The sequence below is a fragment of the uncultured Fenollaria sp. genome (genome assembly GCF_934202865.1).
GTDB lineage: Bacteria > Bacillota > Clostridia > Tissierellales > Peptoniphilaceae > Fenollaria.
In genome coordinates this window covers 1-19,271 of sequence record NZ_CAKPYL010000012.1, presented here as the reverse complement: position 1 = coordinate 19,271, position 19,271 = coordinate 1, and the positions used below count along the sequence as shown (strand labels likewise).

Annotated in this window: 22 protein-coding genes; 2 read left to right on the top strand and 20 right to left on the bottom strand. The window is 36.4% G+C overall.

Features of this window, described 5'->3' with window-relative positions; translation table 11 throughout:
* Positions 1-3: 3 nt before the first annotated feature.
* Complete coding sequence (locus tag Q0E71_RS02565) at positions 4-366, bottom strand: Asp23/Gls24 family envelope stress response protein (protein WP_294795691.1); 363 nt, start codon at positions 364-366, stop codon at positions 4-6.
* A gap of 231 nt (positions 367-597) precedes the next feature.
* Between Q0E71_RS02565 and rpmB the strand changes: the two genes are divergently transcribed.
* Entirely contained in the window at positions 598-789 is a 192-nt protein-coding gene (gene rpmB / locus Q0E71_RS02560; protein ID WP_019214672.1) for a 50S ribosomal protein L28, read from the top strand.
* Positions 790-923: 134 nt separating this feature from the next.
* Here the strand turns inward: rpmB and Q0E71_RS02555 are convergent, their stop codons facing one another.
* The 16 genes from Q0E71_RS02555 to Q0E71_RS02480 are packed head-to-tail and all read right to left on the bottom strand — an operon-like array spanning position 924 to position 15,790.
* Positions 924-1,568, bottom strand: coding sequence for a thiamine diphosphokinase (locus Q0E71_RS02555; protein ID WP_294795687.1), 645 nt, complete (start codon positions 1,566-1,568; stop codon positions 924-926).
* Positions 1,558-2,208, bottom strand: a complete 651-nt coding sequence (gene rpe / locus Q0E71_RS02550) for a ribulose-phosphate 3-epimerase (protein ID WP_294795685.1) — start codon at positions 2,206-2,208, stop codon at positions 1,558-1,560. The genes Q0E71_RS02555 and rpe overlap by 11 nt, the downstream gene beginning before the upstream one ends.
* Before the next feature lies 1 nt (position 2,209).
* A complete protein-coding gene (gene rsgA / locus Q0E71_RS02545; protein ID WP_294795683.1) occupies positions 2,210-3,070 on the bottom strand; it encodes a ribosome small subunit-dependent GTPase A in 861 nt (286 codons plus the stop codon).
* The gene (pknB, locus tag Q0E71_RS02540; RefSeq protein ID WP_294795681.1) at positions 3,070-5,097 is read right to left on the bottom strand and encodes a Stk1 family PASTA domain-containing Ser/Thr kinase; all 2,028 of its coding nucleotides are present in this window, start codon (positions 5,095-5,097) and stop codon (positions 3,070-3,072) included. The genes rsgA and pknB overlap by 1 nt, the downstream gene beginning before the upstream one ends.
* A gap of 10 nt (positions 5,098-5,107) precedes the next feature.
* Positions 5,108-5,839, bottom strand: coding sequence for a Stp1/IreP family PP2C-type Ser/Thr phosphatase (locus tag Q0E71_RS02535; RefSeq protein ID WP_294795679.1), 732 nt, complete (start codon positions 5,837-5,839; stop codon positions 5,108-5,110).
* A 12-nt stretch (positions 5,840-5,851) separates the two neighbouring features.
* Positions 5,852-6,883, bottom strand: a complete 1,032-nt coding sequence (gene rlmN / locus Q0E71_RS02530; RefSeq protein WP_294795676.1) for a 23S rRNA (adenine(2503)-C(2))-methyltransferase RlmN — start codon at positions 6,881-6,883, stop codon at positions 5,852-5,854.
* A 1-nt stretch (position 6,884) separates the two neighbouring features.
* Positions 6,885-8,168, bottom strand: coding sequence for a 16S rRNA (cytosine(967)-C(5))-methyltransferase RsmB (gene rsmB, locus Q0E71_RS02525; RefSeq protein ID WP_294795674.1), 1,284 nt, complete (start codon positions 8,166-8,168; stop codon positions 6,885-6,887).
* Positions 8,161-8,874 (bottom strand): zinc metallopeptidase, encoded by a 714-nt coding sequence (locus Q0E71_RS02520; RefSeq protein WP_294795672.1) that lies wholly within the window; start codon positions 8,872-8,874, stop codon positions 8,161-8,163. The genes rsmB and Q0E71_RS02520 overlap by 8 nt, the downstream gene beginning before the upstream one ends.
* Positions 8,874-9,806 carry a methionyl-tRNA formyltransferase gene (fmt, locus tag Q0E71_RS02515; RefSeq protein ID WP_294795670.1) on the bottom strand — a complete coding sequence of 311 codons (933 nt, stop codon included), beginning with the start codon at positions 9,804-9,806 and terminating at the stop codon, positions 8,874-8,876. Before fmt ends, Q0E71_RS02520 begins: the two co-directional genes overlap by 1 nt.
* On the bottom strand, positions 9,806-10,309 hold the full coding sequence (gene def / locus Q0E71_RS02510; protein WP_294795668.1) for a peptide deformylase: 504 nt from the start codon (positions 10,307-10,309) through the stop codon (positions 9,806-9,808). The genes fmt and def overlap by 1 nt, the downstream gene beginning before the upstream one ends.
* 9 nt (positions 10,310-10,318) lie before the next feature.
* Positions 10,319-12,673 carry a primosomal protein N' gene (gene priA, locus Q0E71_RS02505; protein ID WP_294795666.1) on the bottom strand — a complete coding sequence of 785 codons (2,355 nt, stop codon included), beginning with the start codon at positions 12,671-12,673 and terminating at the stop codon, positions 10,319-10,321.
* Entirely contained in the window at positions 12,673-13,866 is a 1,194-nt protein-coding gene (coaBC, locus tag Q0E71_RS02500; protein WP_294795664.1) for a bifunctional phosphopantothenoylcysteine decarboxylase/phosphopantothenate--cysteine ligase CoaBC, read from the bottom strand. The genes priA and coaBC overlap by 1 nt, the downstream gene beginning before the upstream one ends.
* Before the next feature lies 1 nt (position 13,867).
* Positions 13,868-14,053, bottom strand: coding sequence for a DNA-directed RNA polymerase subunit omega (gene rpoZ / locus Q0E71_RS02495; RefSeq protein ID WP_058260563.1), 186 nt, complete (start codon positions 14,051-14,053; stop codon positions 13,868-13,870).
* Positions 14,050-14,661: a guanylate kinase gene (gene gmk, locus Q0E71_RS02490; protein WP_294795661.1), complete on the bottom strand. Its 612-nt coding sequence runs from the start codon at positions 14,659-14,661 to the stop codon at positions 14,050-14,052. Before gmk ends, rpoZ begins: the two co-directional genes overlap by 4 nt.
* Complete coding sequence (locus Q0E71_RS02485) at positions 14,662-14,901, bottom strand: extracellular matrix/biofilm biosynthesis regulator RemA family protein (RefSeq protein WP_294795659.1); 240 nt, start codon at positions 14,899-14,901, stop codon at positions 14,662-14,664.
* 7 nt (positions 14,902-14,908) lie between these two features.
* On the bottom strand, positions 14,909-15,790 hold the full coding sequence (locus tag Q0E71_RS02480) for a YicC/YloC family endoribonuclease (RefSeq protein ID WP_294795657.1): 882 nt from the start codon (positions 15,788-15,790) through the stop codon (positions 14,909-14,911).
* A 119-nt stretch (positions 15,791-15,909) separates the two neighbouring features.
* On the opposite strand from Q0E71_RS02480, the gene Q0E71_RS02475 reads away from it, so the two are divergent.
* Positions 15,910-17,622, top strand: a complete 1,713-nt coding sequence (locus Q0E71_RS02475) for an NFACT family protein (protein ID WP_294795655.1) — start codon at positions 15,910-15,912, stop codon at positions 17,620-17,622.
* Here Q0E71_RS02475 and Q0E71_RS02470 read toward each other — a convergent pair.
* From Q0E71_RS02470 to Q0E71_RS02460, 3 genes are all read right to left on the bottom strand, one after another.
* Positions 17,606-18,520: an RluA family pseudouridine synthase gene (locus Q0E71_RS02470; RefSeq protein ID WP_294795653.1), complete on the bottom strand. Its 915-nt coding sequence runs from the start codon at positions 18,518-18,520 to the stop codon at positions 17,606-17,608. The genes Q0E71_RS02475 and Q0E71_RS02470 overlap by 17 nt on opposite strands.
* Entirely contained in the window at positions 18,501-18,977 is a 477-nt protein-coding gene (gene lspA, locus Q0E71_RS02465) for a signal peptidase II (protein WP_294795650.1), read from the bottom strand. Before lspA ends, Q0E71_RS02470 begins: the two co-directional genes overlap by 20 nt.
* 7 nt (positions 18,978-18,984) lie before the next feature.
* Positions 18,985-19,271, bottom strand: a 287-nt coding sequence (locus Q0E71_RS02460; RefSeq protein WP_294795647.1) for a S4 domain-containing protein, incomplete at its 5' end; no start/stop codon positions are given.

The following is a 19,271-nucleotide window of genomic DNA, read 5'->3' as shown; positions in this document are numbered from 1 at the left end:
CTCCTACTTATTGTCATTCATTCTTAGTCCTTGGACAAAAACGTTGACATTCTTAACAGACATAGCTGTTTGTCTTTCAACATTGTATTTTACTTTTTCTATAATGTTATCGCAAACAACCGAAATTTTTACTCCAAACTCCAATACGACATATAAAGATATGTCTAAGTGGTTTCCGTCTGTTACTACCTTTACTCCCTTAGCTAGATTTTCCATGTTAAGTAATTTGTAAAAACCATCTTTTGCATCGATTGCACTCATACCTACTATGCCATAGCTTTCCATAGCAGATAGACCCGCTATCTTAGCGATAACATTGTCAGCAATGTTAATAGTTCCTAAATCATTAGTATATTGACAAGGCATAAATCTCCCTCCATTCACTTAATAAATTTATTTTCTCTTCTGCTTTGCTTATTTGTATCCATAATTACTTATATTATACCATTAAATTGCTTATTTTTAAAGATATATATGGAAATTTTATGTTTTTTTGATATTTTCTTTAAAAAAAATCTATTTTTTATAAAAAAAGCTTGATTTTTATGATTAACTTTGCTATAATTAAGTAGTTAAAGCTTGAGAGGAGGTAAGAAAATGGGAAAAGTTTGCGATATATGTGGTAAAGGAAAGATTGCCGGTAATAAAGTATCTCACTCTTTAAGACACTCAAGAAGAACTTGGAAGCCAAACTTAAGAAGAGTTAGAGCAAACGTTAACGGAACTGTAAAAAGAATAAATGTTTGTACTAGATGCCTTAGATCAGGTAAGGTACAAAGAGCCGAATAAAAATTGCAGACTAACTGCAATTTTTTTTGCTCATACATAGAAGAAGCAGAGGATGTCCTCTGCTTCTTTCGCGTGTATATATAAAGGCCTATGCATAATGCACAGGCCTTCTTTGTATTTAAGCTAAATCGATTTTATAAAAACAATGTTGTGAAGACAAAGGCTCTGTTCTTATGTGCAGTAACTAGTGCATACTCGCCCATTGCCTTATTGCTCATTAGTAATGAACTTTCTTTCTTAACTGTTTTATGATCAAGCTCCCACTTTGCTGACTCGATTGAAACTGTTAAGTCTTCATCAACTGGTACCATTGAGAATGATACCACATCATATCTATTCAATACTCTAAGCTTATCGCCTTCGTTAAGCACTTTTGCTGCTTGTTGGCCTCCAAAGACAGTTATGTCAAGGTCCTTGCTATATGCTAAGACATTGTTTAGTACTGTCATAGTGTGATCAGTTTTTCCACCTAAAGCGCAGAAAACATCAATCTTCTTAATCTTGCACTTTTCTTTTACATATTCCAAGGCAAGTTCGAAGTCTGTCTTGTCCTTTTCTACGTCATATTCTATCCTATCGATATCACTTGTCTCCATGTAGATTAGTGCATCTTCATTAACACTATCACAATCACCTATGAATAGGTCTGCTTCCATATTATACTTAACTAAGTGATTTAAGCCGCCATCAACTGCTATGACCATGGCGTAATTTTTAATATCTCCTGTTAAAAAACTATCGATTGGTCCGTTTAATACTATTGCTACTTTATTTTTCATCTCTCAACTCTCCTAAATTCTTTTCTATCTCTGAATTTTTAAATGCTGCTGATCCCGCAACAAATAAATCTACTCCTAAAGCTTCTAAGCTCTTAATATTGTCCTTGTTGACGCCGCCATCGACTTCTAATATGATGTCTCTGCCGCTTTCGTCAATCATCTTTCTCACTCTTTTGATCTTTTCATTAACCGCTTCGATGTATGATTGGCCGCCAAAGCCTGGATTAACCGACATAATTAATATTAGATCAAGGTCATCCATGATGTACTTAAGTGTTTCTTCACTTGTCGATGGGTTTAGCGACACGCCAGCCTTCATGCCAAGTCTTCTGATTTCAGCAAGCGTTCTTTGTAAATGTATAGTCGCCTCTTGATGAACGGTTAATATGTCTGCTCCAGCATTTTTAAAGTCTTCCAAATATCTTTCAGGCTTTTCTATCATTAAGTGGCAGTCAAGAATGAAATCTGTGTTCTTTCTCACTGATTTAATGATTGGTAGACCAAAGGATATGTTCGGAACAAAATTTCCATCCATAACGTCAAGATGCAAATACTTAATATCTGCCTTCTTTAGTCTTTCTAAATCGTCTTGCAAATTGTAAAAATTCGCCGACAATAATGATGGTGCTATCTCTCTCAAGTCAATACCTCCTCTTTGCTTTTATCTCTTCATACATTAGTAGATAGTTTTTATATCTAATACGAGATATATTTTCTTCTTCTACTTGTCTTTTTATCTCACAATCAGGTTCATTGATGTGCGCGCACGACGCAAACCTGCATTTGTTCTTATACTTATTAAATTCTTTTATATAATTTTTTAACTCATCTTCCTCTTGCAAAAAGTCAAGCTCAAGCGATGTGAAGCCAGGCGTATCAATGATATTAGTCTCCTCGTCTATTGAGTAAAGCTGCACTGACCTTGTTGTTTGCTTGCCCTTGTTGAGCTTCATCGATATCTCTTGGGTCTTAATCAGCTTGTTTTTATTGAGGTAGTTCATTATTGACGACTTGCCCACGCCAGATGGACCTGACAGAACCGAGGTTTGACCCTTTATCTCGTTTAATACCATGTGAATGGATTCGTCATCATATATACTCGTCTCGAAGACATCATAGCCGATGCTCTTATACAAATTATATATAAGCTCATCAAGCTTGATATCTTTTTTATTTATTATGATTATAGGCCTAATATGATTGTACTCTGCCATGACTAAGAACTTGTCAAGCAAAAGTAAATTTATGCTTGGCGTACTTATAGTCATAACTATGAGTAAATTATCTACGTTAGCTACATTTGGCCTAATTAGCTCATTTTTTCTCTCCTCAATGCTCTCTATAAGGCAGGATCCATCTTTTTCAACGAAGTTTGCAATATCACCAACAAGTGGCTTCATCTTAAGCTTCTTAAAGCTTCCAAGCTGCTTTGCTTCATAGATCTCGCCCATGCTCTCAATATAGAAAACACCGGAAATGGATTTAATTATTTTACCCTTCATTAGTTCGCTTGCTTTGTAGTTATATAAGTGTCATTCTTGTAAATATCAAAAGTATCTCCTTCTTTAGCATTGTACTTGAATCTCACTTGACCATCTTCCTTACTAACCATTTGATCGTAAACAGTTTCTTTTACTCCGTTAGAGTTTTTAATTATAGTGAAGTGTGTTTGATCAAGGTCTGGATCTGCTTGAAGAACTATGTCTATAACAACTGCTGCCTTTTCCTTTGGCTTTTCATCTTCTTTTGGCTTTTCATTTGTTTCATTATTTTCAGGTGTTTCTTCTTCGGCAGGCTTTTCGATCTTGCCTTTAGATACTACAAGGTCGATAACTTCATCTTTTTGAACAGTTGATCCTGATGTTATTGATTGATCAGTAACTATGTCTTTATCAAAGTCTTCACTGTCTTTACTAGTAATTTTATATTTAAGCCCTAATTCAGTAAGTTCTTTAATTACCTCATCTTTATTTCTACCCTTAAAATCAGGTAGTTCAATGCCACTAGAATTGCCTTTACTTACTATCACTTTAACCAATGTATTTTTTTCAGCTTGTGAGCCTTGACTAGGTTCTTGTCTAATTATGGTTCCTTCTTCATGCTCACTATCTTCTTCATAACTTGGTTCGGCAAGCTTTAAGCCATACTTATACAATATACTTTCTGCATCAAGTATTGTTTCACCAACTATGTTTGGCACTTCAACACTATCTTCTGATTCAGATATAGTTAATGACACCTTAAAATCTTTTTTAACTTTAAAATCTGCTTCTGGGTCTTGTTTTGTAACAATATTAGGTTTTCCTTCGATCTTCTCTTTAGCAACTACTTCATAAGAAAGTCCAAGTTTTTCAAGCTTTGATTTTGCTGTGTCTAAATCGTCACCAACTATATTTGGTACAGCTACTTCATCTGATCCACCACCGCTTAAAGCTCCTTTTAAATAGTTATATCCAAAGAATAGTCCAGCTACTAGTAGTAGAGCTGTTATTATTCCTAAGAATACGCCAGCTAAGCCATTTTCTTTTTTCTTTTTACGGCGATTTCTGTTTGATTGTCTCATTTCAGAAATATTTTCCTCCCTATTTCTCTTTGTCTTTTCGTTTCTTTCTTCACGAATTATATCCTCTTGCTTTAAAACAACAGTTTCATCATTCCAATTGTCATTTTGTTTGTCATAATTAAAGCTAACATCGTCATCTAAGTATAAAAAGTCTGCTAAGATGTCATCAACGCTTTGATATCTCTCACTTTGCTTCTTTCTTGTACACTTAAGTATGATCTTTTCAAGATTCTTGTTCATGCCAGGCAGGTACTCAGACGGCGGAACGATGTCATCTTGTATTTGCTTCATCGCTACTGATATAGGATTGTCCCCATCATATGGCTTTTTGCCTGTTAACATCTCGTATAAAACTATACCAAATGAATATATATCCGTCTTATTATCAGTGTAGCCGCCTCTAGCTTGTTCAGGTGATATATAATGGACTGAGCCGAGTACATCAGATGTTGTAGTAACTGTAGTTGATGTCGATGCTCTTGCTATACCAAAGTCAGTTACTTTGACTGCGCCTTGCTTTGTAATCATTATGTTATGAGGCTTTATGTCTCTATGAACAACATTGTGATCATGGGCGTCCTTCAAAGCCCTAAGGATTTGAATTGAGTAATCAATTGCATCATCTTCAGAAAGTTTGCCCTTGCTATCAATTATGTCCTTTAAAGTAGTTCCATCGATATATTCCATAACGATGTAATAAATAGTCTCGTCATCAATAGTGTCAGTGCCTACATCATATATGCCAACTATGTTTTGGCTCGATAATGATGCAGCCGCCTTTGATTCTCTATTAAATTTCTTTATAAATTCTTCATCATTAGCATATTCAGGTCTTAAAATTTTTATAGCAACATATCTGTCTAATACTCTACATCTGGCTTTATAGACAGTTGCCATGCCTCCATCGCCAATTTTTTCTAAGATTTCATATCTATCCGATAAAAGTTTTCCTATCATCTTATCCATTTTATCACCTCTAAGCCTTTATAGTTATTATAGTAACATTATCTCTTCCGCCCATAAGTATAGCTCTATCCTTAAGCTCTTCAGCTACCTTTTGCATTGAGACGCTCTTGTTCTTCTCTACTATTGCAAGTATCGAGTTATCTTCGACCTCTTTGTTAAGTCCATCTGTACATAAAAGTACTATGTCGTCCTTCCTGTGAATAAACTTATATGTGTCAATGACAACAGTTTTCTCTGTTCCCAAAGCTCTGGTCAAAGCGTTTTTGTTATCTATATTTTTTATATTAAAAATTTTGCTTCCCGCCCTTTTGATTAGCTCGTTTCCAAAGGTGTGGTCCTCTGTTAGCTGAGCTATCTCATGCTCTCTGATTAGGTAGGCTCTTGAGTCACCTACATGAGCTATGAGGCAAGTGTTTTTGTAATAGGCGCAGACTAATATCGTCGTGCCCATGCCTTCGCACTCTTTATTAAACTTTGAATATTTGTAAATGGAATTGTTTGCGCTAACTATGCTTGTTCTTATAGCGTCTTCGACATCGTCTATACAAACTGCATCCTTTGTGTTTTTCAAGACATCGGCAATGGTGTCGACCGCCATCTTACTAGCTAGTTCGCCTGCCTTGTGTCCACCAACCCCATCAGCAATTACAAAGAAAGGGAATGGATTATCATCATAGATAAAAAAGTTATCTTCATTATTTGTTCTCGTTTTACCCTTGTCTGATACATAACCAATATTCACATTGACCACCTCCTATTGTTCAAGATAATTATTTCTAAGCTGTCCACACGAAGCGTTTATATCAGCTCCTAACTCGCGCCTAACGGTTACATTAAAGCCAAAATCTTCCAAATATTTTTTAAACTTCATTATATTTTCAGAACTGCTCGGCTCTTCGTCATACTCCTTGATCTTGTTAAGTGGAATTAAATTGATGTGTGACTTAATATCTTTTAATAAATTTTTTATATCTAAAGCAGATTGATAAGAGTCATTAAGTCCGTCGATTAAAACGTATTCAAAGGATATCCTCTTATTGATTTTTGCTTGATACTCTTTAAGTGCAGGTACAAGCTTATCAAAGGGATAGCTCTTTGTAATCGGCATGATCTTCTTTCTCTCTTCTTCGTCCGCATTATGTAATGATATCGTTAGTGTGATCGGATAATCATATTCGGCGAGCTTCACTATCTTGTCAGCAAGACCGCAAGTTGAAACAGTGATGTTTCTCTTCGATAGATTCTTGCCCTCTTTGGCGCTAATTAGCTCAATAAATCTTATAAGCTCATCAAAGTTATCAAGCGCCTCGCCACTACCCATTAGAACCACGTTTGATACGTTTATATCGTTTAGCCTTTCTATCTCATATATCTCATCAAGCATCTCTGAGGCATATAGGTTTCTTATAAAGCCTTTCTTAGTCGATGCACAAAAGGCGCAACCCATCTTGCAGCCAACTTGTGTCGATATGCAAACAGTGTAGCCGTACTTATACTTCATCAAGACGCTCTCAATGATATTGCCATCGTGTAGCTCAAAAAGGTATTTCTTTGTTTCATCAAGTTTTGATTTTAGTTCTAAAACTTTTTTTACTCCATATATCTCAGAGCTATTAATAAGTTTTTCTTTTAAATCTTGTGAGAATGTACTTATATCTTCGATATTCTTTATCTTTTGCTTGTGAATAGCCTCGAAGAGCTGCTTCGCTCTAAACTTCTTCTCGCCAAGCTCTATGAAATACTCTTCAAGCTCTGATATATACATATTGTTAATAATCTTCGTCAAATTAATCCTTCCTTAGATATGAAATGAAAAAGCCGTCGTTAATCTTTTCACTAGGCATGTGCTTAATAAATTTTTCCAAAGTAAAATCATTATTTTCTTCTAAAAATCTCTTTAGCATCATTTCGTTTTCTAGCTTAAGTATACTGCATGTGCTGTAGATAAGCAAGCCGCCACGCTTAACGTAGTCTTTGGATATATTTAGTATCTTCCACTGCTTATCGTTAAGCTCCTTAAGCTCTTTTATATCGATTTGATATTTTATTTCAGGCTTCCTAGATATTATACCACTTCCTGAGCATGGTACGTCTATCAAAACTTTATCAAAATTGTTAAGAAATTCTTTATTTAATTTCATCGCATCATTGATTTTAAAATCAATATTGTCAAGACCAAGTCTATGGGCCTCGCTCTCTAAAAGTTTTATCTTATGCTCATATATATCGCAGCTCGTTATTGATCCTTCAAGTTTCTCTGCCATGTGCATGGACTTGCCACCAGGCGCTGCGCATAGGTCAAGGACCTTATCGCCCTTATTAAGCTTTATATAATCTTGAAGACTCGCGCTTGTTGCGTCTTGAAATGAAACATAACCTTGCTTATATAAGCTTTTTATCACATCGTTTACCTTGTCATATACGATGAGGCTGTCAATAGATATATCGCTCTCTTTGTATTTAATATCAAATTTCTCAAGAACTGCTCCGATAGCTTTTTTACTAGTCTTATTTGTATTCACTCTCAGGTTAAGTAGTCTTTCGTCCATGGATCTAGCTAAAAAATTAATTACAGTCTCTTTATCGTAATCGCTATTTAATAAGTCCAAAAATTCTTCATTAAGCGAATATTTTACTGCTAGCATCTTGTCTTCGTCAGCTATATCGATTTTAATTAAATCATCTTTATTTCTTAAAAAATTTCTTAGGTTGGCATTGACAAAGCCTGAAAGCCTCTTATTAACTTTTTTAGTAAGGTTCACTGCCTCATTAACCGCAGCGCTATCGGGCACCTTGTCCATGTATATGATTTGATATAGGGCCATCTCCATAATTATGAGTATCTCTATATCGATCTTCTCTAGCTTTGTTGAAGATAACTTTGAGATGATATAATCAAGGTATTTCTTTCTCTCTACAACGCCATAAACAAGCTTTGTTACGAAAGACTTTGAAATATCTTTATCAAGCTTATTAAGCTCAGTTCTTAAACTGATGTTTGAGTAGGCTCCGCTCGCGAATATATCTTTCAAAATCAAAAAGCTTGTGTATCTGTCGTTATTCTTAATCATCTCTTCTCCTCATAGAAAGTAGTCTTAGTATTTCACTTATAGCTGCAAAGGCTGCTGCAACATATGTTAGAGCTGCTGCCTTTAAAACTTTCTTTGAACCATATATGGTCTCTTCATTAACGCCCGGCATAGAGCTAATTTCGTTCAAAGCCCTTCTTGATGCGTTAAACTCAACTGGTAGAGTCACTAGTGTGAATAGAACTATGATGCCATATAAGATTATGCCTATATCGAATAGCTTCATGAAATTAAAGAATAAGCCACCAAGTATCAAGTACATTGCTAAGCTGCTTGAAATGCTTACAGCTGGCGCCATTAAGCTCCTTAAGTTTAGCATTGGATAGCTTTCCTTATCTTGAATCGCGTGGCCTACCTCATGGGCAGCAACAGCAACTGAAGCGATGGATGTGCCATCTGATATGTCTTTTGACAAAGAAAGACTCTTGTCCCTTGGATCATAAAAATCACTTAAAGTGCCCGGCACTTCCTTAATATTTACATTTCTTAATCCATTCTTGTCAAGTATAGCTCTAGCAACTTCTGCGCCGCTACGGCCAATTGAACTCATCCTTCCCATGTACTCTCTATATACAGCTTGTATCTTGAATTGAGCGTATAAGCTTAGTAGCATCGCTGGAATTATATAGATGAAGTATGAACTTACATAATTATGATATCTTCCCGCAAAGATTAAAAAGTTTATCATTATCTATCCCCTAGCCTTTCACCTATTTCAATTTTGTTTCCTCTTATATAATCAGAAACCTTCATTCTCTTCTTATTTGGCATTTGCACTTCACTTATGATGATGGCCTCGTCCTTGCACTTTACTAAGATGCCATCTTCGTTAACATTTAGTATAGTACCCGCCTTTTTATCACTATTATCTTTGACAATGGCAGCCTTAAATATCTTCATATTCTCGCCCTTGTAAGTAGTGAAGGCAACTGGCCATGGCTGCATAGCCCTAATTGTGTGTTCTATCTTAGAAGCACTTTCGTTAAAGTCAATAAAAGCGTCTTCTTTTTTAATCATCTTTACATAAGAGCTCTTTGCATCATCTTGTGGGCTTCCCTCGTCAAGCGCAGTAAGTTCACTTAGGTACTCTACTATCATCTCTGCGCCTAAATTAGATAATTTCATAGTAAGTGTATCTGCCGTGTCATCATCCGCAATAGCTATCTCTCTTGACATAAGTATGTTTCCTGTGTCAAGTCCCTTTGCCATCTTCATAAGAGTGATGCCTGTTACTTCGTCTTCGTTTATGATTGCCGCTTGAACTGGCGCCGCTCCTCTATACTTTGGTAATAGTGATGCGTGTATATTTATCGAGTGATACTTCTTCATATAAAGTATCTCTTCTTTAATTATTTGTCCATATGAGGCTACCACGATGACATCTGCCTCTGTATTTTTTATTTTTTCTATTGACTCAGAGCTATTGACATCTTCCGGCTGAAAGACTTCTATATCGTTTTCAAGAGCATAAGTCTTTAGCTCTGAGTAAGTGATTTGCATCTTTCTACCGCGTCTTCTGTCTGGCTGCGTAATAAGCATAGCTATATCAAAGCCATGGTCCTTTAAAGCCTTTAATGGAGCCAAGCTGAATAATGGCGTTCCCATGTAAATGACTTTCATTATTTAGCCTCTTCCATCTTATGTTCTTTATCTAATTTTGCCTTAAGCTCTTCATTTGTATACATTTCTTTAGCTTTGTCAGTATATAAAATGCCCTTCAAATGATCTGTCTCGTGGCATATTACTCTAGTCAAGAAGCCTTCAGTCTCAAGCTCATGTTCATTGCCTTCAAGGTCTTGATACTTAAGCTTAAGCTTTTCAGGTCTTTCAACCACGCCAGAGTAGCCCGGAACTGATAGACAGCCTTCGTAATCGTCGCAACTGCCTTCTGTTTCAAGTATTTCTGGATTTACAAAAACCATAGGTCCTTCGCCTATGTCTATGACTATCATTTGCTTAAGTATACCTACTTGTACTGCAGCAAGACCAACGCCTTCCGCGTGATTCATAGTCTCTATCATGTCATCTTCTAGCTCTTTAAGTCTATCGTCAAAAACTTTAACTAGCTTAGATTGTTTTCTAAGAATTTCATCTTCGTCGTGTCTAATATTTCTAAGTGCCATCTTTACCTCCTATAAAAAATTTCTTGGATTTATATAAATGTTATAATTTACTTTTTTGTTCTTCGCAAATTTGCTTCTATATAAAATGAAGCGAATATAATCTTTTATCTCTTTCGAATAAGTGTTTGTGTACTTCAATATGATTTGATATCTGTAGCTTGCATTTATCTTTTCAATCGCGCATTGCATTAGCTTTGAGACATTGCATCTGATATCATTTTTATTTAAATAGCTCTCGATATCGCTTCTTAAGTACTCCATCTCAGCTTGGACAATGTTTTTATCAAGGCTAGTTCCGACGATGTATATCATATTGATGAATGGCGGATAAAGAAACTCTTGTCTTAAAGCAATTTCATTTCTGTAGAAAGCCTCGTAATTACCCTTCATAGCATAGCCAATGGTCTCATTGTCAATAGCGTAGCTTTGTAGAAGCACTCTGCCTTTTTCATCGCGTCCAGCTCTGCCAGCCACTTGAGTGATTAAATTATATGTGTCTTCGCTCGCCGAATAGCTTGGGAAATTTAGATTAGCATCGATCGATACAATGATTGCCGCATCAACATTCTTAAAGTCAAGTCCCTTGCTAATCATCTGAGTGCCAATAAGTATATCGACTGCTCCCGAATTCATTTTCTTGTATAAATTGATGTAATCGTCCTCAGTTTTGATCGTGTCGCTGTCTGCTCTAAGTATCTTTGCTTCTGGAAAAGTCTTTCTTAGTAGCTCCTCAACCTTCTCTATGCCATAGCCAGCGAAGCTTAAGCTTTGCGCCCCGCATCTTGGACAGGTCTTTGGAATGTTCTTCACAAGACCGCAGTAGTGACACTTAAGCTTGTTTATGCCCTTGTGATAGGTCATGCTCACGTCGCAGTTATCACAAGTAAATGTGTATCCGCAGCTCTTACAGAATATCTCCTTGTTATAGCCGCGTCTATTTAAAAAGACTATGCTTTGCTTCTTCGCCTTAAGATTCTCGTCAATAACTTCAAAAAATCTAGATGAGATCTGACTGATATTTCCTCTTTGAATCTCGTCAATCATATTAACTAGCTCTATATCAGCTTCCTTTTGTCCCTTCGCCTTCTTGTCAAGCTCAAGTAGCTCATATATGCCGTGCTTGGCATTATAGTAAGACGATATCGATGGTGTAGCGCTTGCTAATAATAGCGTCGCTCCCTCGCTCATGCTTCTGTAATAAGCCACTTCGTCTGTTTGGTACTTTGGATTCATATCTGATATGTAGCTTTGATCGTGCTCTTCATCCATGATTATGAGTCCTAAGTTTCTGCACGGAGCAAATATTGCTGAACGCGCACCTATAACTATGCTTGGCGAAGTCGATTTTATATCGTTATACTCGTCAAAGCGTTCGGATAGACTTAGCTTTGAATGAAGCACGTGAACCTTTCTTTGAAAGCGTCCAATAAAGCGCCTAATCGTTTGTGGCGTAAGACTTATTTCAGGTACTAGTACTATAGCATCTTTACCCATTTGAAGACATTTTTCAACAAGATGTAAGTAAATTTCTGTCTTGCCCGATCCAGTCACACCTCTTAGTAAAAACTTTTCACCTAAGTCATGTTCGAGCGAGTGCTCCATGCGCTTGTAAACCTTTTCTTGCTCCTTATTTAGCTTAATCTTTTCGTAAGAATCTACATTATAAGCCCTCTTCCTCGACTCTTGAATAAAATCTTCCCTCACTAAACCCTTTTTCAAAAGAGTTTTTATCGGTGAAGACGATATATTAAGACTAGTGATTATATTTTTCTCCAAAGCGCTGCCATCATTGTCCCTTAGATAATCAAGTACGGCTCTTTGCTTTTCACTAACGCCCTCGTCATAAGTCACGAGGCTAATGTATTTTTCGTAGTGCTCCTTTACTTTTTGCTTAATCTTATACTTTTCACTAATGATATTGTCTTTAATAAGCTTAGTAAAATCACTAGCTGTAATGATTTTGAGTAGTTCATCCTTTGTATATGCCTTATCTTTTTCAAGACCAAGCACATCAGCATTAGCATAGTAAAAAAGCTCTAGCTCCTTAATTCCTCCTGGCGGAAAAACTAGTCTAAGCGCGTCGTTATAAGTCGAGATGTATCTATTTCTAAGCCATAGAGCAAGCTCTATCATCATCTCGTCGATTATGGCCTTGTCATCAAGCACCTTGATTATGGACTTGATCTTTGCTTCATCAATATCAACTTCATCACAAGTGTTTAAAACCACAGCGATGCTAGGCTTATTCGACCTACCAAAGGGAACTAAAACTCTTGTACCAACGCTAATGGCTTCATCTGTCTTATAAGTAAAAACTCTATCTAAAACTCTCGATTTTGTATCAATAACAACTTGAACAAACATTAATTTTTCTTTCTATCTTTAAGTAATTTAGCTAGATTATCAAGAATGATGTCTGCTAGTTCACTCTTCTTCATTAAATCGAATGATGTAGCATTTTTATTTTTATAGACAAAACTTACTTTGTTCTCGTCGCTCTTAAAGCCTGAGCCCTTTAGTGTTATGTCGTTGGCTACTATCATGTCAGCTCCTTTAGAAACTAGCTTTTTCTTTGCGTTCTCAATAACATTTTCTGATTCAGCCGCAAAACCAATAACGACTTTGCCTTCTTTTTTATCCTTAAGTGACTTGATTATATCATCCGTCTTTTTTATCTTGATGTCATTGCTTTCGTCTACTTCTTTTTTTATCTTTTCAGGACTGTAATTCGCTGGCGTAAAGTCTGCTGGTGCAGCCGCCATAATCAAGGCATCTGCGTCCACAAACTCCTTATTAACCGCTTCATACATATCCTTTGATGAGACAACATTAACTATATTGAATGGGTCTTTTATATCAAGGTCATTTGGTCCAATTATTAAAGTGACATCCGCTCCTCTATTGTAAGCCTTTTTTGCAATGTGGTAGCCCATCTTACCAGTCGAACGATTTGAGATGTATCTAACAGGGTCTATCGCTTCAACTGTATGACCAGCTGTGACAAGTATCTTGTACTTCTTAAGGTCTTTATTAGCAAGTAAATAATCGATGCGATCAATTATTCTTGCTGGGTCTGGCATCTTACCCTTACCTATGTCGCCACAAGCAAGTAGACCGCAATCTGACTCAAGTATGTCTACGCCCCTATCTTTAAGCGTTTGAATATTAGTTTGTGTCGCTTCATTTTCAAGCATAACTGTGTTCATGGCTGGCACCACAAGTTTTTTTGCCTTGCTAGCTAAAATTGCTAGACTCACCATATCATCACATATGCCATTCGCAAGTTTAGCTATGGTATTTGCTGATGCAGGCGCCACAACAAAGATGTCTGCCCACTTAGCTATCTCTATATGCATAGGCTTATCTTCATCAGTAAAGACATCTGTATAAACTTCATTTTTTGAAAGTATCTTAAACGTCTCGCTGCCAACAAATTGAAGCGCGTCCCTCGTCATAAGTACTCTTACATTGTGTACTTTTGAAAGCTTCGATACGAGATCTGCCGCTTTATAAGCTGCTATGCCACCAGTGACACATACTACAATGTTTTTCTTCATTTTATATATCGTATTCTATCTTGTCTTCAAGATATTCATCCATAGCGATGGATACAGGATTGTGTGACTCAGTGTCAACCTTTGCTTCTGCTCCATCAACTATTTGCCTAGCTCTCTTTGAAAGTATCATAACTAAGGCATATCTCGATAATGTTTCTAAATCTTCTTTATTTTTAATATAAATCATTTGTTTTCCCCCAATACTCTATCTTTTATATATTTGAATCTCTTCGCTCTATGTTGTTCCGCTTTGATTATGGCCTCGATATCTCTAACGGCATCCTCCAAGTAATCGTTTACTACAAAGAAGTCGTATTCTTCAACGAAGTTTATCTCCTTAAAGCCGTTAGCAATTCTTAGCTCTAAGTCCTTTTCGCTCTCAGTTGCTCTGCCAACCAGCCTTCTTTTTAGCTCCGACATCGATGGCGGTACTAGAAATATGAAAACTACTTCCTTCATCTTCTTTTTGATTTGAAGCGCGCCTTGAACATCAATGTCAAGCAGTACTATCTCGCCCTCTTCTATCTTTTTAGTGATAAAATCTTTTGGCGTACCATAGTAATGGCCGTGAACACTAGCGTATTCCAAGAACTCATCGTTTTCGACTTTCTTTAGAAACTCTTCTTCGCTTAAGAAGAAGTAGCTCTTGCCATCTACTTCGCCTGGACGAGCTTCTCTAGTTGTCGCCGAGACTGAAAAGACTATATCGTCGTTGCGTCTAAACAGTTCGTCAGCGACAGTGCCTTTGCCGCAGCCCGAAGGCCCAGAAAGAACTATCAAAAACCCTCTTTTCATTTAATTACCTCCATTCAATCTTTCGCTAATAGTTGAAGTCGCTAGCGTTGAAAGGACTATGGACTCGTTATCCATGATGATAACACTTCTAGTCTTCTTGCCGCAAGTTGCGTCTACGAGTCTGATTGTATCACGATTCTCCATGATGAGTCTCTTTATAGGAGCTGACTCTGGTCCTACAACAGCTATGACCCTATGTTTATTGATTAAATTACCAAATCCTACGTTAATGTACTCCATACTTCACCTACTCTATATTTTGTATTTGCTCTCTAATCTTTTCGATAAGGTTCTTTTGTTCTACACCTATCTTAGAGATATCAATGTTTTTAGTCTTACTTAATATAGTATTTGACTCTCTGTTCATCTCTTGAATTAAGAAATCCATCTTCTTGCCAATGGCCTCATCGGAATTAAGCATGGACTTAAATTGCGATATGTGGCTGTACATCCTAACTATCTCTTCGTCGATGGCGTATTTGTCAATTAATAGTGCAAGTTCAAACTCAAGCCTCTTTTCATCGATTATGCTTTTATCTTCAATAAGTTCATTGTACTTCTTCATGAAGTCTTCTTTGTATTCATCCGTGTAATTGATATATATTTCCTTGATTCTATCAACATTCTCTTCAATTGCTGTGAGATTATTTAATATGTCGCGTTTAAGGTTTTCGCCTTCTCTTATTCTCATATCGTCAAAGTTATCAAGCGCCTTCTCAAGCGTTTCAAGCATTATGTCTAAAAACTCATCATTTTCATAATTGTTCTTCACTACGCTTATTATCTCTTGTTGACTGATTATGTCTTCAAGTTTAATCTCGTCATCAAGGCCAAGCTCTTCCTTAATTAAGCTAAGAGCCTTCATATACTTTCTTAAAAATACTAAATCCACTTCCACATCGTTAGGGTCATCCTCTAAGAATACCACTGTTAGGAAGCAATCTATCTTTGCCCTTGATATTCTCTTTTTAATCGCAAGCCTAATCTTGTCCTCGTACTCCATAAGCGAGCGTGGGCTTCTTAGGTTTAAATCAAAGTATCTGTTGTTCACAGACTTTAGTTCAAATTTTATCTTATACTTTTCGCAAACATATTCGCTAGAACCATATGAGGTCATACTCTTTAACATAGTCTCACTCCTTATGTTTATATTATACCATTTATTTATAAAAATATATATAGAATATGACAAATTCTTCATATTTAAATAGACTATCTTTGTATATAATATAAGTAAGGAGTGATTAGATGTCATTTGACGGAATAGTAACAAGAGCCTTGACTGATGAGTTCAATAGTAATTACATCGGATCGAGGGTCGATAAGATATATCAAACTGAAAAAGATGAGATAATGATCAATATGAGGAGCAAAGATGCTTCCTTCAAAGTCTTAGTAAGTGCCTCGAGCAATAACCCACGCTTCTATGTGAGCAAAGTTAGTAAAGAGAATCCAACTGAAGCGCCACTCTTCTCAAAGATACTTAGAAAGAATCTATCTGGCTCAAAGCTTGTTAAGGTCGAACAATTTGGCTTCGATAGAGCTGCTCAGTTCGTCTTTAAAGGCTACAACGAATTTCACGAAGAAGCTCTTTACTATCTTGTTGTTGAAATCATGGGCAAGTACTCAAACATAATTCTTTGTAACGAAGATCACAAGATTATTGATGCAATAAAAAGAGTTTCGACTATCATGTCAAGCAAAAGAGAGATAGAACCAGGTCTTATATATGAAAGGCCGCCTGTCTTTGATAGAGTCTCCCCTATTAGCATTGATGAAGAAGGACTTAAAGAGATGATGATGGATAATGCAGAGCTTGAGATAAGAGACTTTCTTATGAGATCCTTCCTCGGTTTAAGTACTGAAATTGCAAACAAAATACTTTTTGATGCAGCTATTGACGAGAAGAACTTAGTAAAAAATCTTGATGATAGCGCTGCGAATAGACTTATCTCGTCATTCATATCTACCTTTGATGAAGTGAGAGAAAATAATTACAGCTTCAATATTTATAAGCTAAGCGAAAGAAAGAGCGTTTACAACGCCATTAGCCTAAATCAATATGCCTCGCTTGAGAAAGAAAGTTTTGAAAGCATAAGTGAGCTACTTGATAAATATTATTATGAAAAGGACCAAAAGGACAGAATATCGCAGCGTTCGCAAAACATGAGGCACACGATAAGCGCTAATCTTAAGAGAGCGAGAAATAAATTACAAAAGCAAAAGGAAGAAATGCTTGAAAGTGCCAATAGAGAGGCATACAAAGTATACGCTGACCTTATCTCTTCAAATATACACAAGATAAATAAGGGGCTTAAAGAGATAAAGCTTGAGAACTTCTACGACAATATGAACGAGATCACAGTGCCTCTTGATCAAAAGCTATCTGCTGTGCAAAACGCGCAAAGATATTATAAGAGATATCAAAAGATGAAGCAAAGAGAGATAGTTTTAGAGAAACAAATCGAAAATACTGAGGACGAGATAAATTATCTTGAGCTTGTAATGGACGCTATTGATAGAACTGACGATGTAAAGAACCTTGATGAGATATACTTTGAGCTTATTAAGAATAAATACATTAAAAAGGATAAAAAAATTAAAAATAAACCAAAAAAAATCGCCATACATTCTATTGATTATAACGATACAAGTAAAGTGTATTACGGCAAGAACAATTTACAAAACGAGTACATCACTTTTAAAGTCGCTGACAAAAATGATGTGTGGATGCACGTCAAGGGCTTTCCTGGCTCGCACGTTGTAATCAAGTCAGATGGCTACCCAAGTGACGAGCTCTTGCTCTTCGCAGCTGAAATTGCCGCAAAAAACTCAAAAGCCAAAGACTCTAACAAGGTTGATGTTGACTTCACTACAAGGAAGAATGTTAAGAAACATCCAAGCGGTAAGACCGGCCTCGTTAACTATGTGAACTTCAAAACCATCACTGTAGATCTTTAGCTTTATATAAATTCGTTTTGATTAGTGCCTCTTTAAAATAAGCTGGCGCTTCACTTTCTATTTCTATTAAATTATTTGTAATTGGATGGATGAAACTTACTTTTCTGCAATGTAAGACTTGTCCGTCCATTTTTATTTTGCCTCTATAGCCATAAGTCCTATCACCAAGCACTGGATGATTAAGATAAGCAAGATGCACTCTAATCTGATGCGTTCTGCCCGTCTTGATAACTACCTTTAAATAAGCATAATCATCATTTTGTTTAAGTAAATGGATTTCGGAGATTGCCCTTTTGCCTTCATCTGAAGCACACATCTTGATCTTCTTGATCGGGTCACGCATTATGCCCTTATCAACTAGAGTCACTTCATCTTTAAAAGCGCCCACGGCGATGGTGATGTACTCTTTGTATATCTCTCTCGACTTGAAGAGATCCTTCATCTTTTCATGCGCTTCACTATTCTTCGCTATTATAAGAAGACCGCTCGTGTCTTTATCGAGCCTGTGGATGATGCCCGGCCTTGTCGCGTCAATATCGCTTAGTGAAGCAAATCTATATAACAAAAAATTTACAAGACTTATCTCCTCATCATTTGTAGGATGAACTATAAGTCCCCTTGGCTTGTCAATAACCGCTATGTCATCATCTTCATATAAGACATTTATGTCCATATCGATTTTTTCAAAGCGTTTCGATTCTTTCTCTCTTATCTCTATGATGTCACCTGCATTTAACTTGTAAGACGCTTTTACAGCGCTGCCATTGACAGATACGTATCCCTCTTCAATAAGCTTTTTATACGTTGATCTTGTTTTGCTATTATCAAAGTTTGCCAAAAATACATCTAATCTTTGACCAGCATCTTCGCTATTAAGCTTAATTACTTTTGCTTGCATTTTTATCTTTAATCTTTCTATAGATGTAGTAGCCGATAAATAGAACAATGATAACGCACATGTAGCTATCAGCAAGGTTAAAGCAAGGGTATTGATACGAACCAAACTTAAATGAAATAAAGTCAATAACATAACCTCTAAAGGCTCTGTCAATGAAATTACCTAAAATTCCTGCTAAGAAAAATGACAAAAATACTTTTTCATATCCCATAAGCGTATCGTACTCTGTTATGAAGATGTATAAAATTATCGCTATTGCAATGAAAGTTACGATGAAGAAGAAAATGTGTCTGCCTTGCATAATGCCGAAAGCGGCGCCTCTATTCTCAACGTAATCAAAAGAAAAAAAGTTTGGAATTATTTCGTATGCAGCTTCGCCCTCTAAGTGAAGCTTGGCAAAGTACTTTGTGACTTGATCCAAGGCCACTGCTAGTACGACTATTAAAAAATAAATCATGTAACACCTACTTTATAATTTTTATAATAAGTTTGAGTTTATCCTTTTTGCTTAGACCTAAGTAGTCACCGACTATGAATCTTCCGCGTCTGCGCATCGATACCATGTCGCCAACTTCAAGCGTTTCGCTAATCTTGTAAGTGACTTTGTAATTCACTTTAACAAGACCAGCTTCGATGGCATTTTTCGCATCGCTACGTGATAAATTATATACGTTTGATAAAACTAAATCAAGCCTTGTTGATGCGCATGTAACGAGCTTTTCTTCATAATCTATTTCGCGCACTATAGGCG